At 44.9% G+C, this 20381-nt stretch carries 21 protein-coding genes; 1 reads left to right on the forward strand and 20 read right to left on the reverse strand.

Annotated elements, in window-relative coordinates; translation table 11 throughout:
• Positions 1-7: 7 nt before the first annotated feature.
• Positions 8-370, reverse strand: coding sequence for an ArsR/SmtB family transcription factor (locus tag BM243_RS09960; protein WP_431602452.1), 363 nt, complete (start codon positions 368-370; stop codon positions 8-10).
• 162 nt (positions 371-532) lie between these two features.
• On the opposite strand from BM243_RS09960, the gene BM243_RS09965 reads away from it, so the two are divergent.
• Positions 533-1165 carry a GntR family transcriptional regulator gene (locus BM243_RS09965; RefSeq protein WP_242943538.1) on the forward strand — a complete coding sequence of 211 codons (633 nt, stop codon included), beginning with the start codon at positions 533-535 and terminating at the stop codon, positions 1163-1165.
• 50 nt (positions 1166-1215) lie between these two features.
• Here BM243_RS09965 and BM243_RS09970 read toward each other — a convergent pair whose 3' ends face one another.
• From BM243_RS09970 to BM243_RS10060, 19 genes are all read right to left on the reverse strand, one after another.
• Entirely contained in the window at positions 1216-2181 is a 966-nt protein-coding gene (locus BM243_RS09970; protein ID WP_074912223.1) for an alpha/beta hydrolase fold domain-containing protein, read from the reverse strand.
• A 7-nt stretch (positions 2182-2188) separates the two neighbouring features.
• Positions 2189-3106: a glycine betaine ABC transporter substrate-binding protein gene (locus tag BM243_RS09975; protein ID WP_074912224.1), complete on the reverse strand. Its 918-nt coding sequence runs from the start codon at positions 3104-3106 to the stop codon at positions 2189-2191.
• Between the two features lie 34 nt (positions 3107-3140).
• Positions 3141-3782, reverse strand: coding sequence for an ABC transporter permease (locus tag BM243_RS09980; protein WP_074912225.1), 642 nt, complete (start codon positions 3780-3782; stop codon positions 3141-3143).
• The gene (locus tag BM243_RS09985; RefSeq protein WP_074912226.1) at positions 3779-4420 is read right to left on the reverse strand and encodes an ABC transporter permease; all 642 of its coding nucleotides are present in this window, start codon (positions 4418-4420) and stop codon (positions 3779-3781) included. The genes BM243_RS09980 and BM243_RS09985 overlap by 4 nt, the downstream gene beginning before the upstream one ends.
• Entirely contained in the window at positions 4420-5547 is a 1128-nt protein-coding gene (locus BM243_RS09990; protein WP_074912227.1) for a betaine/proline/choline family ABC transporter ATP-binding protein, read from the reverse strand. The genes BM243_RS09985 and BM243_RS09990 overlap by 1 nt, the downstream gene beginning before the upstream one ends.
• 173 nt (positions 5548-5720) lie before the next feature.
• On the reverse strand, positions 5721-8111 hold the full coding sequence (locus BM243_RS09995; protein WP_074912282.1) for a Lon protease family protein: 2391 nt from the start codon (positions 8109-8111) through the stop codon (positions 5721-5723).
• Between the two features lie 132 nt (positions 8112-8243).
• Positions 8244-8783 (reverse strand): GNAT family N-acetyltransferase, encoded by a 540-nt coding sequence (locus BM243_RS10000; protein WP_074912228.1) that lies wholly within the window; start codon positions 8781-8783, stop codon positions 8244-8246.
• Between the two features lie 164 nt (positions 8784-8947).
• Complete coding sequence (locus BM243_RS10005) at positions 8948-9529, reverse strand: protein-L-isoaspartate(D-aspartate) O-methyltransferase (protein ID WP_074912229.1); 582 nt, start codon at positions 9527-9529, stop codon at positions 8948-8950.
• A 107-nt stretch (positions 9530-9636) separates the two neighbouring features.
• Positions 9637-10032 carry a NifB/NifX family molybdenum-iron cluster-binding protein gene (locus tag BM243_RS10010; protein ID WP_074912230.1) on the reverse strand — a complete coding sequence of 132 codons (396 nt, stop codon included), beginning with the start codon at positions 10030-10032 and terminating at the stop codon, positions 9637-9639.
• A gap of 19 nt (positions 10033-10051) precedes the next feature.
• A complete protein-coding gene (locus BM243_RS10015; protein WP_074912231.1) occupies positions 10052-10438 on the reverse strand; it encodes a DUF134 domain-containing protein in 387 nt (128 codons plus the stop codon).
• Between the two features lie 75 nt (positions 10439-10513).
• Positions 10514-11284, reverse strand: coding sequence for an ABC transporter permease (locus tag BM243_RS10020; RefSeq protein ID WP_074912232.1), 771 nt, complete (start codon positions 11282-11284; stop codon positions 10514-10516).
• 2 nt (positions 11285-11286) lie between these two features.
• Entirely contained in the window at positions 11287-11919 is a 633-nt protein-coding gene (locus tag BM243_RS10025; protein WP_242943539.1) for an ABC transporter ATP-binding protein, read from the reverse strand.
• Positions 11920-12014: 95 nt separating this feature from the next.
• On the reverse strand, positions 12015-13415 hold the full coding sequence (locus BM243_RS10030) for a glycosyltransferase family 2 protein (RefSeq protein WP_242943540.1): 1401 nt from the start codon (positions 13413-13415) through the stop codon (positions 12015-12017).
• The gene (locus tag BM243_RS10035) at positions 13416-14495 is read right to left on the reverse strand and encodes a HEAT repeat domain-containing protein (protein ID WP_074912234.1); all 1080 of its coding nucleotides are present in this window, start codon (positions 14493-14495) and stop codon (positions 13416-13418) included.
• Complete coding sequence (locus BM243_RS10040) at positions 14492-16591, reverse strand: hypothetical protein (RefSeq protein WP_074912235.1); 2100 nt, start codon at positions 16589-16591, stop codon at positions 14492-14494. The genes BM243_RS10035 and BM243_RS10040 overlap by 4 nt, the downstream gene beginning before the upstream one ends.
• 11 nt (positions 16592-16602) lie before the next feature.
• Complete coding sequence (locus tag BM243_RS10045) at positions 16603-18051, reverse strand: CotH kinase family protein (protein ID WP_074912236.1); 1449 nt, start codon at positions 18049-18051, stop codon at positions 16603-16605.
• A 6-nt stretch (positions 18052-18057) separates the two neighbouring features.
• On the reverse strand, positions 18058-18741 hold the full coding sequence (locus BM243_RS10050; protein WP_242943541.1) for a DUF4956 domain-containing protein: 684 nt from the start codon (positions 18739-18741) through the stop codon (positions 18058-18060).
• Positions 18742-18746: 5 nt separating this feature from the next.
• Positions 18747-19442 (reverse strand): polyphosphate polymerase domain-containing protein, encoded by a 696-nt coding sequence (locus BM243_RS10055; protein ID WP_074912238.1) that lies wholly within the window; start codon positions 19440-19442, stop codon positions 18747-18749.
• Positions 19435-20307, reverse strand: coding sequence for a hypothetical protein (locus tag BM243_RS10060; RefSeq protein ID WP_074912239.1), 873 nt, complete (start codon positions 20305-20307; stop codon positions 19435-19437). The genes BM243_RS10055 and BM243_RS10060 overlap by 8 nt, the downstream gene beginning before the upstream one ends.
• Between the last annotated feature and the right edge of the window lie 74 nt (positions 20308-20381).

The following is a 20381-nucleotide window of genomic DNA, read 5'->3' on the forward strand; positions in this document are numbered from 1 at the left end:
CACTGCATCACACCCCGCTTCCTTCTGATACATGTTCCATAGCCTGATCAAAAATAGTGCGCACATGATCGTCCGCCAGGCTGTAATAAACGATTTTCCCTTCTCTTCTGTTCTTCACAAGTTTTGCCTGTTTCAGCACACGAAGCTGATGGGAAATCGCAGATTGGGTCATATTGAGGGCATACGCCAGATCACAGGTGCACATTTCGTGAGCATCCAGTGCCCACAGAATTCTCACCCTGGTGGAATCCCCAAAGACCTTAAACAGTTCTGCAAGATCGTAAAGACTTTCCTCCGCTGGCATTTTATCAAGTACTATATTTAGGACATCTTCATGGATGACATCACAGTCACATCGCTCAGCTCTCATGAAATCAGCCTCCATTTCATTTCAATTTAACGATTGAATGATTGTTCAATCGTTAAATTGAGTATACGCTTCGGAAGATGCTCTGTCAATATGGAACTGACTCTAGAAAGCTGTAAATCCTATGATATAATGACAGTAAGAATAGAAAATGGAGTGATCACCTTGGAAAAAGAAGGACGAGTTAAGGTACCAAGATATAAGCAAATTGCACTAGATATCGCTTCCAGAATCGCAAACGGGGAATTTCCGGAAGGCTCGAAGATTTTTGGCCGTTCTTCCATGGCCGGTGAGTACAATGTTTCCCCTGAAACCATCCGACGCGCCATCATTCTTCTGGAGGATATGGATGTGGTTCAGGCAACCTTAGGCAGCGGTGTCCAGATCCGTTCCAAAGAAAATGCCCACCGTTATATGGAGAGCAGTCAGAGCAAAGAGAGCATTTCCTCCTTGAGAGAAGAAGTCATCTCCCTGCTGGAGCAGAAAAAAAATATTGAAAATGAGATCATGGAGATCATCGACAAAATCATCGATTACTCAGAACGTCTGAAGAACACCAACCCTATGAATCCTGTGGAAATGGGACTTCAGGAAGATTCCCATCTCATCGGTAAAACCATCTCAGAAAGCAAGTTCTTTCAGAAAACAGGAGCCACCATCATTGGTATACGAAGGGACAAAGAGCTCATTCTCACACCAGGCCCTCAGCTGCAGTTCCATAAAAATGACAAGCTCCTTTTGGTCGGTTCTTCTGAAATCATTGAGATCGCCAAAAAATATCTGAAAAATGAAATATAACCTATGAAAAAATGCAGTTCAGATTTCGTGAACTGCATTTTTCATAGGTTTTATTCGCTGCTTTGCTTTTTATAAAATACGGCAGCATCCCTGATTGCTTTTTCTGAATCCTTCATCATCCTGCTGTAGTGGAGGAATCCATGGAGAACTCCGTCATACTCCACATGTTCTGCCTTTAGGCCATGCTCTTTCAGTATTTCAAATAAAAGAGAGGAATCATCCGCTAAAGGGTCCAAGGTGCAGGAGAGGATAAATGCGGGAGGGATTCCATGGGTGAGATCGTTCAAAAACAGGTTCCTTAATGGATGTTCCCGATCCTTCTCATCACAAAACAGTGTGCTGTAGGAATGAAGGGCGCTCAGCGTCAGACCATCATACTCATTTCCATAAAGCCTCATGGATCTGGAATCCTGTAGACCATAGCTGCCATAAAAGAGAAGGAGGGACCGTATCGCATCGGTTTCTCCCCTGTCCCGAAGATATAGTGCCGTGGCAAGAGATAGGTACGCTCCTGCAGAATCTCCAGCCAGCGAAATATTTCCAGAATCGATCCCATAGCGTGCACCGTGGTCCTTCAGATGCTGAAGCACTGCTGCACATTCATGAATCTGCACCGGAAATTTCACTTCAGGCGCTAAGGAATAATTAATGCTGATGACTACAGCTTCTGTCAGCTGTGCCAGTCTTCTCTGTATACCATCATGGGTCTTCGGACTGCCCACCACAAAACCACCGCCATGAATGAATAAAATTACCTTGTTAGGTGGCCGATTCACGGGATCGTATACTGTGCAGGGAATGCGTCTCCCTTCATAGTCCACAAAAATCTCTTCCACCCTCTCCATGACAGGTCCCCCTTCATTGAAGAAGCTTCTTGAAGCCTCATAGGCTTCCCGGTCTATGAGATTCTCCGCTCCAGAACGGATTCTGTCTTTTCTTTGTCTCTCCTCGAAGTCCATGACCTTCTTCATCTCAGGAGAAACCCTGCTTAGAATGTTTGCTTTGTTTTTCTCCATAATCGCCCTACTTCAGAAGGCCTTTCTCCTCAAGAAATGCCTTGGCCACATCCTTAGGCTCTGCACCTTCCGCATCCACCTGGAAATTCATGGCGATCATTTCCTCGTTGCTGATTTGTCCTTCCAGCATCAGAAGCACCTCTTTCAGATTAGGCGCCACCTCTTCATACTCTTCAAAAAGACTCTCTCTATGGAAGAATGCTGCATAGTACTGAGGGAAAAACTTCAGATCATCCGTGAGAATCCTAAGATTCGATTTCTGATTCAGTCCATCTGTAGAATATACCATGGTTACATCAATGTTCTCATTGTCAATGGCCGCATACTTCAGCCCGATGTCCAGTGACACACCATCTTCCCATCTGATGCCATAATGTTCATTGAAAGGATTGAATCTCATGGTTCCTTCCTCATCAAAAAATTCATGTTCTGCCCCAAAAACAAGGTCCTCCGTAAAAGGCTTCAAATCACTGATGGATTCAATCCCATTCTCCATTGCAAACTCTTCCTTCACGCCAAGGGCATAGGTATTTTCAAACCCGAACTTTGATGTCAGCGTAAGACCTCTGTCCTCCACACCCTTTGCAATGGCAAAATCATATAGATCTTCTCCTTCAGGAACATCACTGGGATCATATCCCAGAAGCGTTGTGAGAAGTGTTCCATCATAGCTCACATAAAGATCCACTTCTTTGCCTACCATGGCATTTCCAGCTGCCACGGTATTCATGGAGTCATGAAACTTGACCTCAAGGTCTGTATTCTCTTCAATGAGCATTCCTGCCATTTCTGCGATGATATCAATCTCCGCAAACTGCCCACGAAGAATGGTGATGGATTTTCCATCCTCTTTCTGTCCACAACCCGCTAAAACTCCCAGGGTTAAAATCATGGCTGCTGCCACTGCTGTAATTTTCTTTTTCATATCCTTCTCCTTCTTTCTTTATGATCCGTCAGTTTTATACGATCTCTTTTCCTTGCAAAGTGCTGTCTTCTTCCAGTAGTGTCTGGGTTCTTCTGGCTTTGAGTCTTTTTTCCACATAACCCATACCAAAATCAAACACCACAGCCATAACCATCAGTGCCAGTGTAGCTTCCAGAAGTGTATCCATATCCTGGATGAGAATGGCTCTGTTGATGACTGAGCCTAGTCCTCCACCGCCAACCACCGCACCGAATACAGCTGTACCAATGGACGTCACGATGGCAATTCTGATTCCTGTAAAAATCATCGGAAATGCCAATTGAAGCTCTACACTGATGATTTTCTGAACCTTTGTCATCCCCATGCCCGTGGCTGCCTCTTTGATGGCAGGGTCCACACTGGTGAGCCCCACATAGGTGTTTCTCACCACTGGCAGAAGAGAATACAGGACAATTCCAATGATGACGGTGGTGCTGGAAGACCCCGCAACAATGCTGAGTACCCCCAAAAGCGCCAACACAGGAATGGTCTGAAGTATATCCACGGTCCATAAGACGAAAGGTCTCACAGGTTTATACAGATAGGTGAGGATCCCAAGCACAAGACCAAAAATGATGGTAAACCCTGCGGCCATCCCCACCAGATACAGGTGCTGAAGCACTCTTTCCATGGTCATGAGCTCCGACCTCCTTTCAGTCCCCTAGGCGTTACCTTTGCCTGAATGAAGTCAATGAGAAATCCCAATAAAATTGCCAGCACCGCTGCGGGAATGGCTCCTCCGATGATGAGGGTATTGTTGTTTGTATCAATGCCTCTATAGATAAACTCTCCCAGTCCACCAAGACCAATCATGGCTGCTAGAACTGCCCAGGACACGGTATAGATGGTGGACATTCTAAGGCCGCTGAATATTGACGGCATTGCCAGAGGAAGCTCCAGTTTGAATAGGATCTGCCAATTGCTCATACCGCATCCTCTTGCCGCTTCGATGAGCCCTTTGTCCACACTGAGAATTCCCGTATAAGTATTCTTCAGTATGGGAAAAAGAGCATAGATGGAAAGGGCAATGATCACCGTGGCTGGCTGTATGCCGATTCTGATGAACAGCACACCGATAAAAACCAGACCAGGAATGGTCTGAAAAATACTTACCACAGGGATGATGACACTGGAGAGCTTTGGCACCCTGGATAGGAGTATGCCAAGGATCAGGGCCACAACAAGTCCGATACCCACAGACACAAAGACATACTGCAGGTGCACAACAATCGCTTCCAGGAGTTTTTCTCCATAACGTTCTAAAAAATCTGCCATCAGCTCTCTTCACCTCCCCATATGACACTGGCCAGAGCCTTGGTCATACTGGTTCTTGTGATGATCCCTGCAACAGTGGAATCTCTATTCAGCACCACTATGTAGTTATACTTGGATGCAATGAGCAGCTCGAAGGCTTCCTTTGCATTGGTGGATGTCCGTACAGAGGGAACCTTCGGATCCACCAGATGTTTTATGCTCTGCCCTGGCTTGCCTTCTTTGGCCAGTTTCTCTATGGTCACAACTCCACGGTACTTATTGTCCTCTTCTCCAATGACCACTGCAGAATCCAGCTCCCTCTGCTTCATGAGTTCCACAGACTCCAGCATCTTCTTCTCTTCGCTGACAGTGAGGACTCTCCTTTTCATGACATCCTTACAAGTGAGATCGTCTCCGGAAACGGTGTAGGAAAGTTTACCCATGAAGTTTGCAATCATTGGATCAGCTGGGTTGCGGAGCATTTCTTCAGGACTTGCGGCCTGCAGAATTCTTCCATCTTTCATAAAAACAATTTTATCTGCAAGCTTCACAGCTTCATCCATATCATGAGTGACAAAGATGATGGTCTTTTTCAGTTTCTTCTGAAGCACCTTCAGCTCATCCTGAAGATTCTCGCGGGTCATGGGATCCAGAGCCCCAAAGGGCTCATCCATGAGAATGACCGGCGGCTCTGCAGCAAGAGCCCGGAGAACGCCGATTCTCTGCTGCTGGCCACCACTCAGTTCATTGGGATACTTATTGATGTTCTCCCGATAAGGCATACCCACCATCTCAAGAAGCTCCTTGGCTCTCCGGTTTCTTTTCTCTTTGCTCCATTTGAGAAGCTTCGGGACCACCGAGATGTTTTCCCCAATGGTCATATTGGGAAAAAGTGCAATCTGCTGGATCACATATCCAATATTTCTTCTCATCTCCACAGCGTCCATCTCATTGATGTTTTTACCATCCAGATAAATACTGCCGCTGTTCATTTTAATGAGCCGGTTGATCATTTTCAGAGACGTTGTTTTCCCACATCCCGACGGGCCAATAAAAACCACAAACTCTCCCTCATTGATGGTGAGATTGAGGTTGTCCACCACAGTAACATCATTATATTTTTTCGTTACATTCTCGTAAATTATCAAAGTGACACCTCCACGCATTATTATTTAATAAATCCATATTCATTATAGTACGATAATCTCCATGATGCAACCTCTTGAAACTTTTGGAGTTGTCACTTAAGGAAGTCAAAGAAAAAAAGACAGAACTTGCATCCACAATCTGTCTCTTTTCTTTCCCATCATTCTATGATATTTTATTCTCTTTTTGCTTCCATGGCTTTCTGAAATTTCCTGATTTTACGGAAAGCCAAATCATACACGCTTCCAGAGAGAAACTCACCATTCTGATACCCGGCAGGGCGGCCCATGAGGATCTCCACCCCTTCATGGATATGTTTTACGGCATAAATGCTGAACAGTCCCTTGTTCACCGCTTCTATGACCTCCTCCTTCAGCATCAGATGGCTGATGTTCTGTACCGGAATCAGGACACCTTCCTCACCTGTGAGCCCTCTTTCCCTACAGATGTCAAAAAATCCTTCGATCTTTTCTGTCACACCACCGATGGGCTGAATCTCTCCTTTCTGGTCCACAGAACCTGTCACTGCAATGGATTGGCGGATTGGAACACCAGAAAGACTGGATAAGATGGCATACAGCTCTGTGCTGGAGGCGCTGTCTCCTTCTACCCCGCCATAGGACTGTTCAAAAGTCACTTGAGCCGTGAGACTGAGGGGTGTATCCTGAGCAAAAAGCCCCCCAAGATACCCGGATAAAGTCAATACGCCTTTGGTATGGATCTTCCCGCTCATTCTGGTCTCCCGCTCAATATTGATGACTCCTGCATCCCCCACATAGGTTCTTGCGGTGATTCTTGATGGCATACCAAAGCTGTATCCACCTGTGCTCAGCACAGAAAGTCCATTGATCTGTCCGATCTCTTCACCTTCTGTTTTTATATGGATCACATCTTTCAGAATCTCCTCTTTCATGCGGTCTTCAAAGAGGTTCTCTCGATGTCTCCTTTCTTTCAGTGCCGCTAGAACATGTTTCTCCTCTACCCTTTCCGTGCCATCTGTTCTTGCTGCGGCTTCCGATTCATAGATCACTTCCGTCACTTTATTGAATCTTGTGGTCAGTTTGCTTTGATCTCCAGCAATTCTTGTGCCATATTCCACTATTTTGTCCATGGCTTCCAGGCTGAAGGGATTCAGCCCTTCTCTCGTGCAGAGCTCTTCCACAAAGGCTGCGTATTTCAGCACATTCTCTGATGTTCTTTCCATCTCCAGATCAAAATCCACCCGAACTTTAAAGAGCCTTTCCAGGTCTTCATCCATCTGGTACAGATAATGATACAGTTCCGGATCGCAGATGATGATGACCTTCAGCTTCAGTGGAACAGGTTCCGGGCGAAGGGTTCCAGAAGGAATCAGCCTGTACTCCTCCCCAATGTTCTCCACAGCTGCCTGGTCATGCTTCAGCGCTTTTTTCAGTGGCTCCCAGACATTGGGATCTCTTAGAATATCTCTCATCTGAAGTATAAGAAATCCGCCGTTGGCCCTATGTATGGCACCTGGCCGAAGCATCGTGAAATCTGTCTCCATCGAAAGCATATGGGAGGTATACTCCAGTTTTCCAAACAGATGATAATAGGTAGGGTGGCTTTCGTATACCACCGGCGCTCCTTTGCAGTCTTCATTATTCACAAAAACATGCACCTGGTATTTGAGAAGCGGATTCTTTTCCGGGGCTGAAAACATGTTCTGGGGCTTTTCTTCTTCTTTCTGCCGCAACCCTCGGAATGGCGCATAATTCTTCCCAAGATCTTCTGTGAGATCAAGGAGATGATTTTCTATCTTCTCATACCCGCGGTATCTTTCCTGAAGCCTGGCAATTCTGGGCCGAACGGCTTCCAGCACATAGGTTTCCTCGATTTTTCTCAGATATTCTCTGGCATCATCCTCCAGACGCTGACTTTCCTTTAGTGTGTCATCCAGCGCTTTGGTCAGCTTTCTGCCTTTCTCATCGAGATTCTTTCTCTCCTCTGGACTGAGTTTTTCAAAGCTTTCCGGTGCCATCTGCTTCCCGTCTTTCAGTGGAATGAATACAAATCTTGGTGGCACAGGCTTCATGAGGAATCCTTCTTTTTCGGCGTCTCTTTTCATACCATCATACAGCGCATCCAGTTTCTCCTGAAGCTTCAGAACAATCTCATCTCTTTTCTTCTCATAAGCCCCATCTTCAAAGACCTTAGGAATGATGCTTTTCAGATCTTCTATGAACTCTTGCATCTCTTTTTGAAATTTCTTCCCTTCCCCCATGGGAAGTTCCACTATGATGGGTCTGTCTTCCGCTCTGAAGTTATGGATGTAGCAGTAGTCCAGAGGCTTCTCTTTCTTTTTCTCCGAAAACTCTTTAACAACAGCTTCCGTGTAGGACGTTCTTCCAGTCCCCGGTGGCCCCACCACAAAAATGTGATACCCTCTCGCTTCCATCTGAAGTCCAAACTCCATGGCTCTGGTGGCCCGTTCCTGCCCGATGACCCCCTTCCTCATGGGCATCTCCTTTCTGTTTGACATGAGCTGAAGTTCCTCCAAGGAGCAGCGCCTTGTGAGTTTTTCTACTGGTACTTTGTACTGATCCATCTTCTTCTCTCCTCTCATAATGAAAGCAATTGAAAACACCCCAAAAGAATCTCTCCTTTAGGGTGCACCATTGTTGTTTCTCTTTCTTCTGTCTCCCAAAAGAGATGATCGCAAGAAAGTATCGATTGAATATTATAACCAGTTTCTTTTTCTGAAGAACTCTTCTCTTGTCATGGAGTAGCAGACATCATCCACCACTTCACCGGTGGGAAGCACAGAGCACTTTCTTATGATGCCCTCATATACCAGTCCCGCTTTTTTCAGCACCTTTCCAGATTTCTCGTTGAAAGGATAATAATAGGCAGACACAAGATCCATCCCCAGTGTGAGGAAAATATAGTCAAGAAGACCTTCCACCGCCTCAGACATGAGACCTTTTCCCCAGTATGGGCTGGAGAGCACATACCCAATCATAACGCCGCCTTTATACTCTCTCTTTCTGTCTTCATGGCATCCTAAGGAGCCGATGACTTTTCCGCTGCTTTTCAGTGTCATAGCAAAAATATCCTCGCTGCTGACAAAGCTCTTTAGGATCTCCAGTGACTCTTCTTTGGATTCATGAGGCTTCCATCCTGCAGGAGGTCCCACCAGGGGATCCTTCGCATATTCATAAAAGTCTTCCAGGTCTTCCAGCGTAAACCTTCGTAAACACAACCTCTCCGTCTCAATCATTCTGCATCACTTCCTACTTCTGTCTTAATTTCATCATATCATATGGCGACGTAAAATTAACAGCCGATTATGATACCTGATGGATTTTCAGGCATATGCGTCAAACTCTCATTTTAGATGAACTGCCCCCAGGCAAGAAAACAAAGCACACACACCTTTCTTCACTAAAACCCGTCTTCTCCAACCAAAGATACAAAACGTACCCATTCTAGGGCTTCCACATGAAGATATCCTTCCTTATCTTTCTCCACTAGAAAGAGCCTCTGAAGACCTTCTTCTCCCACCGGGATCACCATTTTACCACCTGGTGCCAGCTGACTTGCCAGAGCTTTCGGCAGTCTTACCGCTGCTGCAGTCACCATGATCCGGTCAAAGGGTGCTTTTTCCTCCCAGCCATAGGTGCCGTCTCCGATCTTAAAGTGTATGTTTTTGAATCCAAGTCCATCCAGTCTCTTTTTTGCTTTGTGATAAAGTTCCTCAATCCGTTCCACCGTATACACTTCTTTGACGAACTGTGCAAGGATGGCTGTCTGATATCCGGAGCCAGTACCTATTTCAAGGACTTTATGACTTTTCTCAAGATCCAGAAGCTCTGTCATTTTCAGTACCAGGGTCGGCTGTGAGATCGTCTGTCCAAATCCGATGGGAAGAGGATGATCAAAAGCTGCTTCCTTGTGCTGGGACTCATCCAGAAAGTATGCGCGGTCCAAAGAGAGAAAATACTTCTTTAGGGCTTCCTTATCCATGGTAAACACCTTCCTATTACCCCGAAGATACTACAATAACAGTGAAACAGCAACAAAAAAAAGAAGATACCGCTGTATCTTCCTCTCCTGTTCATGATCACTTGTGTCTAGCGGCACCCGCCCTGGCCATGACAGCCATGTTCTCCACTGCCATGATCATGAGAATGATCATGATGCCCTTTACATGCTTCTCCCCGGGACTGAAGGTTTCCAAGAAGATATTCGTTTACCGCATCTGCCGGTGCGCCTTCTGCTCCCCGTACTACTTCGATGCCTCCAGCTTCAAGCTTTTGTACCGCTCCTTCACCAAGTCCACCCGTGATGAGCACCCCCACTTTCTCCTTGATGAGAAGCTGAGGCAGTGAACCTTTTCCATGACCTGGACTGTGAATGGTTTTTGTCTCCTGGAAGGAATCCTTTGTTCCTTCAAACACCTTAAACACTTCACTGTGTCCAAAGTGCATCGAAATTTCCTCTCCAATACAAGCAACCGCAATTTTCATACAAGGCCCTCCTGAAAAATTATTTTTTCGGACAGTCACAAGGAGGCTGATCTTCTCTCTGGCAGCAGGCTCTTCGCTTCCCCATTCTGGTGCTGCATCTTCTTTGATCCTCTTCAGAAATCTTCACTTCTCCTCCCTCAATCCGAAGCCTGACTCCGAAAACAAGAAGTTCTGAAAGCTTCTTTCTGGCACTGCTGTATATGCTTTGTACTGTAGTTCTGGCGACGCCCATGATCTTTGCACATTCTTCCTGAGTCATCCCTTCATAATCCATAAGTCTGATGGTTTCATATTCATCCAGTGTCATAATGACCACATCTTCCACTGTCCCCTCCTCCTGGATGGGACCAAACTCTTTCAGAACAGGCACACAGCATACATTTCTCCATTTCATTGGTCTTGGCATTGACTTTCTCCTCTCCCTGGACCTCACGAGTCCATTTTACTCCATTTATGACATATGTCAATAATAATTTTATTCTTAAATCAGCATCTGGTTGCGGTCATTATAAAGGGTTCTGTATCCGAAATAAAGCGCTGAAAACACCGTCAGACACACCACCGTCGTGATGGCAATCATGATGGCAATCTGATATAGAATCGCCGTCATAGGCAGTGTACCTGAAAGAATCTGACCCGTCATCATCCCCGGAAGTGAAATGATGCCCATGCCCAGCATAGAGTTCAGTGTAGGCAAAAGTGCAGTTTCCAGGGCACTGTTCACAAAGGGCAATAGGATCTTCCTCGGTGTTACTCCTACATACAGCAAGGACTCTACCCGATTTCTCTGGGAAGAAAGATTCTCATTGAAGGACTTCAGTGCCAGGGTCAGACCTGTCATAGCATTGCCAAAAATCATGCCACTGAGAGGAATGGTGTATTGAGGATTGAAAAAGTCCATTCTGACCACAACTACAACAAAGAAGAACACCACTGCAGTGCCTGCGCCAGATAGGGATATGGCAATGGCAGTTTTAAACTTCTTGTTGAGATGTCTGTTCTTTCCAAGAACCCTCATTGTTGCAAAAATTGTCATAGACAGAATGTAAGCCACCGTGAATAAAGGATGCGGATTCTTCAGAATATACGTAAGAACAAGCCCCGCAAGAACCAGCTGAACTGTCATTCGCACACTGGCCCAAATAAGCAGTTTTGTTTTCTGGATCTTGGCTTTCTTCATGAGGGCCAGAACCACAAGTAAAAGCACATATATCAGGGCAAACTGCCCTAAGGTCATTTCTACTATGCCCATCTCTACGCCTCCTCTCTCGTGATGCTGACAAGATGGTCTGAGAATTCTTCAGCCAACGCATCATCATGGCTTACCACAATCATCGTCATCTCTTTTTCTGCTGCGAACTCTTTCAGGTTCTTCAAGAGCATCCTGGCCGTCTTAAGATCCAGTGCCGACGTAGGCTCGTCCAGAAGAAGCACCTTGGGAAGGAAAGAAAGATAGATGGCGATATAGACCCTTTGACGTTCTCCTCCGGACAGAGATACACAGGATTTGAGAAGCCCAAAATCCGCTTCACATAATCTTAAATAGCTAAGCATGGTTTCTTCATCCGGCGCAGGAAGATCCCGATAACTGTAATAAAGCCTGAAATTCTCTTCGATGGACTCATCAAAGAGATACACACTCTGTCCGATGAGAATCACTTCTTTTCTCAGCTCCACCGTATCAAAGCTCTCCAGCTCTTTTCCCTCATAATAGATGGAGCCGCTGCTTGGACTGGCACTGGCGTTAAGAAGCTTCAAAAGGCTGCTCTTCCCCGCTCCGCTGGGACCTTTGATAAAGGTCATGCCTGTTCTTGGGATGGCAATGTCTTTATAGGACAGCATATTTAAAAAACGAAGATTTTCTGTTTTGAAGATTTCTTTCATCATACGCTCCTTTGCATAATGCTCGTTGGATAGTCTCATTATACCAAAAGAATCAGGCAGTGTGCTCCATGAGGGAGCTGCCCGATTCTTTTTAAAACTTATACGTAATTCTGTTTGGTTCTTTGGATCTGTCCCCAGGAAGTTCTTTTTCTCTTATAGCCAATGAATGCCGTAGCTCTGACAAAAGACAGCACATAGCGGTAAATCGCCGTTTCCAGCGTTACCATGATCAGTGCCTTGATGATATCAGAGAAGTGAAGCTTTATCCCTTGGCTGTATACTCTTTGGAAAAACGCTGTAATGGAGAGTATCACATTATACACCGTATAAATGATGAAAAGCCTGATCATAAAGGGCACAAAGAGGAGATTCAGCTGCCAGGCTAGGACAATATTGATCAGACCTATGATCTCTATAAACGGTGAAAGAAGCTCAAACAGAACATAATAAAGATAAGAAAACATTCTGGGGAATCCCGCTTTAAAGGGATTGATCATGGCTCTGTACTGCCACAGAGACTGGAATAGACCTAGATACCACCTCTTCCTCTGCTTGATGATATCTTTCAGGGAAGAAGGAGACTGACTCCAGCAGATGGCTCTTGGTTCATAGGCGAGCCTGCATTTCTTTTGGTTGTTGATACAGAAGTTATTGATTTTCATCACAAGCTCCATATCCTCTCCCAAGGTATCTGTGCTATACCCGCCCACAGCAATGAGCACTTCTTTTTTAAACAGCCCGAAGGCCCCAGATATGATGAGATTCGCATTGAACTGATCCAGAAAAATCCTGGAAGCAAGGAATGAGCGGTCATACTCTACCACCTGCATCCCCACGATGGGATTCCAGGGTACATGGTAGTCAATGACTTTTCCTTTATCCATGAGGACCGTTTGCGCAATTCTGATCATTCCCCCCACAGCAACAATACGTTCATCTCTTAGAATCGGCTGTATGATTTTCTCCAGTGAATCCCTTTGTAAAAGAGAGTCCGCATCAATGGAGACCACATATGGATACCGGGATAGGTTCGCCGCAGCATTAAGCGCGTCTCCCTTTCCCCCATTCTCTTTGATGACAAGGGTTATCTGGATATTATTATAGGTAGTTTCATAAACCTCCAGCACCTTCTTGCACGGAATGCGCATCTGGATGGGACGCCTGGTTCTCTTCATCTGAAAAGCTTGGATCAGCGTTTCTGATGTTTTATCTTTAGATCCATCATCCACAATGACCAGTTCATAGAGCTTGTACTCAAGATTCAAAAGACTGCTGACACTGTCCACGATGGTGATCTCCTCATTGTAGGCCGGAACCAGAAGGGAGATGGGCACGTAGTAGCCGTGTTTCAGCTCATTTCTATAGCGGATCATCCGGTCTTGGGTATAAAGCTGTATCGCACCGAATAAGACGGTGATGATCAGATAGGTCGTATAAATCAGCATATAGATGAGAAAAAAATACCCAATGGTCTGTACCAGGTTTTCAAAAAAAAGCACTTATTTCCCCCTCCTTTCACTGATCCGATAAAGCAGAATGTCTTTTGCATATCTGTCTTCATCCAGAAAAACATCCTTCAAATCCACCAGGTTCACCTTCAGTTCAAGGAGAGATTCGCTGACATTGAATCTCACGTACCAATTGGGATCTCGGAGCGCTTCTTTCAGCACTTCCACCGTTTCTTTTGCCTTATAGCTGCCCAGAGTTCTTGCCGAAACTACCCGGAGCTGATATAGATTTTCTCTGTTCAGCAGGTAATTATACAGTAACGGTCTTGCCTTTTCATAGGGATACTTTTTAAGATACCGTAGTGCAGCCAGACGGATCTCCAGATTTTTCGACTCATCCACTGCACACTGGAGCATTTCTTCCTTATAGCGTTCGCTGGTGAGAGATATGAACTGAATGATCCCCTGCTGAATGAAATCACTGTAGGTATCTCTTTTCTCGCATAATGCCTTTGCGAGGTTTTCCCGGTCTCCTGTAAAAAGAACCAGACCGTCCCCAAGAAGCTTGGGATGGTGGAACCAGTTTTCATCCGTGAGAATAGAGAAAAACCGAAGTACCCACTCCTCATGTCCACAGCTGTAGATCGCCTTCAGCACACTTTCTCTGACATAAACCGTAGATGGCTTCAGATACTCCAGAAATACATAGAGAAGTTTTTCCTGTGACCACTGCCCCTTATTGAACGCAGAAAAGAACTGACAAAAATAGGACTTCTCCATGACACCTTTGGTTCCATAATGCATGGCAAGTTTTACGATAGAATCCTCCATATCATGAAGAAACATCCTGAAAGACTCTTCCTTGCTGTTGAAGCTTTCCAGGGCCAGATGAAAATTCATGAGATTGCCCGGCTTTTTCAGGTCTCTTTCCATCCGTTTTCTGAAGCTTTTATCCATTGCAGCTGTTTTGCTCTGCCTCTGAATCTGCTGTGAAACGAGAACTTTCCACTTATTCTCCACTCTTCGGTTCACAAATTTACGATAATAATTGTAAAAGATATAAAACACGGTATAGGAGAGAATGAGCATACAGATGAAAAAATAACTATAAAGAATCACATTGACGATCATCTGCTCCCCTCCCAATAAGACTTCAGAATCTCATAAGACTCTTTCAGCCTGAACTGAACCTCAGCACTTCGCTGAAGTGGTGAGAGCTTAATGGTGTCCATCTGAATCTCCTGATTTTCAGAGCCAATACCGATGTTGAACTTTCTTATTTTTAGTGGCTCAACACCGAAATGATCATAATAGTCCTCATGGATCATTCCATCCAAAGGATTGTAAAAATTAAGAAGTCCATAGGGAATACGAATTTCCACGCTCTCTTCTCCAAAGTAGAAATCTGTGGTGGACACATAATCATCCGCATCCGGGTTTCCCTGTCCATAGGTGAATGCGCCAACAGTAAAGCTTGTGTAGTAACTCAGTGGACGTTCACTAAAAAGGTCAATCTCCTCTTCGGTATATCTTCGGACCATCTGGATGGGCACCATTTTGCTGCTGTCTTTACGAGGCTTCAGCACATAAGGATTGACCGATTTCAGCCTTTCCAGAAACTGAGGACGAATGCTGCTGTAACGTTCCTGAACCAGGAGTTCTGTGTTCTCCTTGCCATCCAGTACCAGAAGAAAATCAGCACCCTGGTCAAAGGTCACACCATATCCTGCAGGGCTCTTCGTGCCCACATCTTCGAGGAAATCAAGCCCAATGACCATCTTCTCCTTTTCAAAGGATTTTCCTTCCATGAACAGGTACAGGTAATTATGGTCTCGGGTCACCGCGTAGCGGAACCCCTCTTTTTCCATAAAATCAATGTCTTCAAAATCATCTTTCTTGCCATCCACCCTCATAAGGGTTTCTCCGCGATAGGGTTCAAAAACAGCAAGCCCATAGTGCTCTGTTTCTGTTAGGCTGTTCTGCCAGAGACTTTCCATCTGAGCATCCAAGCCATAGGCCGTATTCCAGGTTCTAAGATACCAGGTGTCCTGCCAGGAGTGGAGCACAGCGTGGTCTATCCCAGATGCTTCAAACCTTTCAAGAAGAGCAACCATCTCTTCCCCTTGCCTTCTTTCTGTGACTCCTTCAGGATGATCCACGGTGTTTCTGGCACTGGATACATTAAAGTTTACAATCATCAATGTTTTTTCATGATGCTTCTTTAGAAGACTCAAATAGCTCTTACCATAACCGCTTTGAAGAAGAGTGCGGTTCATCTCGTTATTTGCCAAGTGCTGCAGTCTTGTATCGGAGACTCCATCATACTGATAGGCTGCAAAGAGTCCTGCTTCATTCCGGGACGTGGCATTAAGATGCTCTATATCCAGTCTGTTGTATTTTCCAATAAGCTCTGCAAAGGACTCCTCGTAGACAAAAGGGTCATAGATCGAGGAGCTCACAAAGCTTATAGGCCTCTGATCCCCATATTTTCCGGTTTCATACCCCATCATATCATCCATGATTTCTGCCAGAAGTACCTCAAAGGCATTGGCTCCATCTGTTTTGATATAAGTACCTGTAAACTCATCTGGATTGCCTTCATTTTCGTTGGTGTAGGCCATAAGATCAAGGTTCCATTCATCTCCCAGCAAAAACCCCAGCACCCATGGAGAAACATCTTTCATAAAAAGACCATTACCTGTTCGTGTGTCATTTAGCGCAATCTTTCTTCCATGAATGACATCTACAGCTTTTCTTCCATCCCGCTTCAGGCGATCCAGAAATTCTGGGTGATATCCGTCTTTATCCCAAAGGGCATCACTCTCTGAAGGTCTGATTCCCTGGAGAAGATAAAGAGGCTCTTCACTGTTTGTATTGAACTCATAGAGCGCATCATAAAAAGCCTGGTGATACACTGTATTTATTTTTATTGTATTGGCTCCCAATCGTTGAATATCCTGAAACCATACGAGAAACGTCTCTTTTTTCGTAGAAAAGTCCAGTGCATTGTGGAAGGCTTCTGCCTGCCCCACATGGATTCCTTTTACTTGGATCGGTTCATAAACACCCTGATTCTCCACATAATATAGACCATTCTCCGCCTTAAAAGGTACAGAAGCCTTTTCCGTTTCATTCATCGGTATAAAAAAGCCCTGCATAAAGTACAGAAACAGAAAACCAGCCGTCACTAGCAAAGCAGCAAGCACTGAAAATAAAAACTTCTTCAACCGGTTCCCTCCTAACGTATCATTTCAAAAGCATTCCGTGATGGATGACTGTATTGTTTCAAAGTCACCATATGTTCATCCAGCCATCTGCCGCGCTCCAAAAGATATTCTTTCATTTGGGCTACAGCTTCCTCGTGACTTGTGACATTTCTTTCCAATCGCTCCAGATATTCATAGACATTATAGTTTGAAAGATCATAAATGCTGCCCCATCTTTCATCATTTCTCTCCACTGCTGTACCTAGATATTCCACTGTTTCATCGATGAGGCTCACCAGTCTTTCTTCCTTCAGCACCGTTTCTCTTAAGTACTCATATCGTTTGAGGAGCCCTTCCACAAAAGATTCATCTTTTAACAGGGTCTCAAAAAACACTGCCCCAGTGAGCGAAAACCCATAGACAGGATGCGAAATTTCCTGATAATTATCCAGCGAATTGTTGAAATCCCAAACAACTGGTGTCAAACGTCCTCTGACATCTTTATAGAGAAATGTGGAGTAGAATCCGGCATCGACATTCCTGAACAGTTCATTGATGATAAAATAATCCTGAAATGCCTGAATATCAAAAACCTTGGCTATCTCCTCTGTGGAATCCTCTAAGGGCCGTTCATAGAGATACTTGCTGATTCTTGAAAAGTCCTGCTCCACATATCGGATCCGGTCCTCTGTATACTGATTGGCTCCTGGATAGACCACTTCAAACCCTTTTCCTTGTGTCCGGAAAGTATAGGTCAAGAAATCACGAAGCGTAAACTCCGGTTTCATTTTGAGAGGCCTGTCCATCTCCAGAATATAGCTCGTCAGTCTGCTGTTTCTGGATGGGGTAGAAATTTCCACCCGTCCCTCTCCCTTGGTGATGGTTTCCATAAGAAGATACACTCCTTCATAGGTGCCATCCACAAAAAGTTCCACATATCGGACATCCGGCGCAAAGGACATGATTTCCCCAGAAAGATTCATGGCCAGATAATTTCTCAGAAGGCTTCTGTCCAAATAGGGTCCATGAAGAACCCACTCGTCATGTTTCTCCATGCCCAGAAGCGGTTCCTTTCTTTCTCCATCCTTCTCATCGACAAGGCGGATTGCGTAGGATTTTTTAGAAAAATACCTGGATGAGTTTCCTCTGTAGCGGACTCTGGCAAGAAGATCCACTGGCTCACTTTCCTCTGCTGTATGAATCCTCAATTCTGTCACGATGGAATTCTCTCCATTTGGCGCCAGTTCATAGACATTCTCCTGGTTCTCCACTGGTGTCCCTGGAATCTTCTGGTCCTTTGTTTGGATTGAAACAACCGGAAGGTGCGTGGTGATCCCTTCTGCTGTGTGGCTGATCTCACTTTCACTGGACTCATGCTGATAGCTTCTTGCATGAAAGGCGTATTCTTCCACTGTAAACACCCCAAGGGCCATCAGCGCTACGGCAATGATCATCAGAACATAAATAACTCTATATCTCATAAATCATCAGCTGATTTCATCATTCTGAGTGATGATGTTCACATAGTCCACTTCGCCAATCTCATAAATCCGTTCCGAAATGGTTTTGTTGTTCTTTGTGGAAGTCTGATACACTTTACGGCTCAGTTCATAAATCAGCTCAATACTGTCTTGGGTGGTGTTTTTGACTCTTAAAAAGGCTTTATGCTGAAAATAGGTGTATACTGCACTTTCTATCTCTAATTCCTTTACCCGATTGCCCCGGATGATGAGAAGAATCCGATTCTCATTTTTCACTCTGCCAAGGAAGAGAAGTACGACAAAAACCACTGCGCTGCCGAAGCTCGCCACGAGATAATCCCCTGCACCCGTACTGATACCAATGATGATGGCCCAGAAGATATAGGTGGTGTCCCTGGAATCTTTGATTGCAGTTCTGAATCTGACAATAGAAAGAGCACCGACCATACCCAAAGACAGGGCGATATTATTGCCGATGACGGTCATAACCGTTGAAGTAAGGATGGTCAGTGTCACGAGAGACACATTGAATTTTTTGCTGTAGGCTGTCCCCACATGGGTATACCAATAGGAAACATATACGGCTAAGGATAGGAACGTGGCAAAAGAAATGTTTGTCATGATGTCTCTCACCGTCAAAGAACCAGACTGCTCAATCATTTGTAGTAGAATTTCCCTCAAAATGTGCACCTCACTTAAAATAAATAATGTTTGCTGACAACACGGCTTAAACTGTATTTCCCCACGGAAAGCTCCTGTTTTTCGACCCCATCCAGGAAATCTTTGATATATCCGAGAAGAAATCCATTGTATTTCACTTCCAGAATCACCAGATATGGATCCAGGATGGGATTCTCGTTGAACCTTTCAGAAAAAATATCATAGTTGCTTTCTGTTCCGCGGATATGGTGGTCGAAGGTGATTCGGATTTTATTCTCTTTCGCCAGGAAGGCTTTCCGTTCATAGGTCACCACGGATTTGGGTCTGTACGCATGCATACTCATGATGCTGTAGCACTCCAGTGCAAAAGGAGTCTGATACTTCAGAAGAACCCCAAAGTCCCCTGAAATAAGTTTCTTGCAGTCTTCTACCGGTAGTCTCATAGAAGATTTCTTCTGCCTTTCTCCTTGTTTCTTTTTCATTTCCAGAAGACCGAAGTCTGGGGATGTCTCATAGGTTCGAAGTCTTATTTTTCTTCTCACTTCAATCCCGTCTTCCTTCTCATGAAAATCACGGTCATCGATGGAGTCAAAATATAGAGACCGTATGGTATAGCCCTCTCCCTGACTGTTCTGATCCCGAATCATCATCTTATCCAGGTAGTGGGAGAGCTCATAGTATTGTCTCTGCTCAATGATGTATTTCTTTTCCACCCGGTACACTTCATTCATCTGCCAGAGCCTCCTTTAATGCGTTATATTCATGATAAGCCATGGATACAGACTGTTCTCCAAAATAAGCCTGAAGCTTTGAAAAATTCTGTTCCACCTTCGCAAGTCCAAGTCCATAATAGGTGTTTCTTTCCGTAAGACCGTACTTCCCTGGTGCTTGCAGCTCATAAATCGTCATAATCTCTTTCTCATATTTACGGGCCAGCCCTGCTTCGAAAGACATATGCTCGATTTCTTGATCCCGGTAATAGTTCATCACAAGCATGAAATCAGAAGCCTTGGCAATCTTATCCAGTTCATCCTGAAGGTCCCAGTGGTCATAATAATAGGGAATGCATACCCCAAACCGCAGGTTGTGTTCCTTAGCCTTCTCATAAGCTGCCTCAAGTCCCAGGATGAAGGACTCCATAATCTCCTTTTCATTGCCTTTAAACTCATCCAGAAGATAAGGCTCCACATCCATAATGACTCCTTGAACTCTGTCGCTCTCTGCTGCTTTTTCATTCAAGGCTGAAATCCGGTTCACCCTTTCCACCATACTGCTCCCTTTTTTGTCCAGAGACCACTCCGGACTGCCCGTCAGTGCATAGACAGTGATTTTTTCAGCAGCGGCTTCTTCCAGAAAAGCGATGCTGTTCTTATCATTATCGGCTGAAAAGCTTTGGAATATAGTATTGAGATCTGCTTTTTTCATGGTTTCCAAGAGAGTTCGGTCTTCAACATTTGATGAGGACCAGGAAAATAAAGCTCTCATACCTTGAACTTCAGGGACTGCTTCCTCATCCTCAGAAAACCATACTGCAGCTGCAATTCCTGCCAATAACACAAAAGCCAGCAAAACAGCAGCCACGATTATTTTCTTCATTTTTACCGCCCCACTTTCTGCATAAAGATAGCCAGTAAACCATCCGGAAACGAAAACTGTTTACTGGCTTAACT

Source organism: Proteiniclasticum ruminis, from assembly GCF_900115135.1.
In the GTDB taxonomy this organism is placed as follows: Bacteria; Bacillota; Clostridia; order Clostridiales; family Clostridiaceae; genus Proteiniclasticum; species Proteiniclasticum ruminis_A.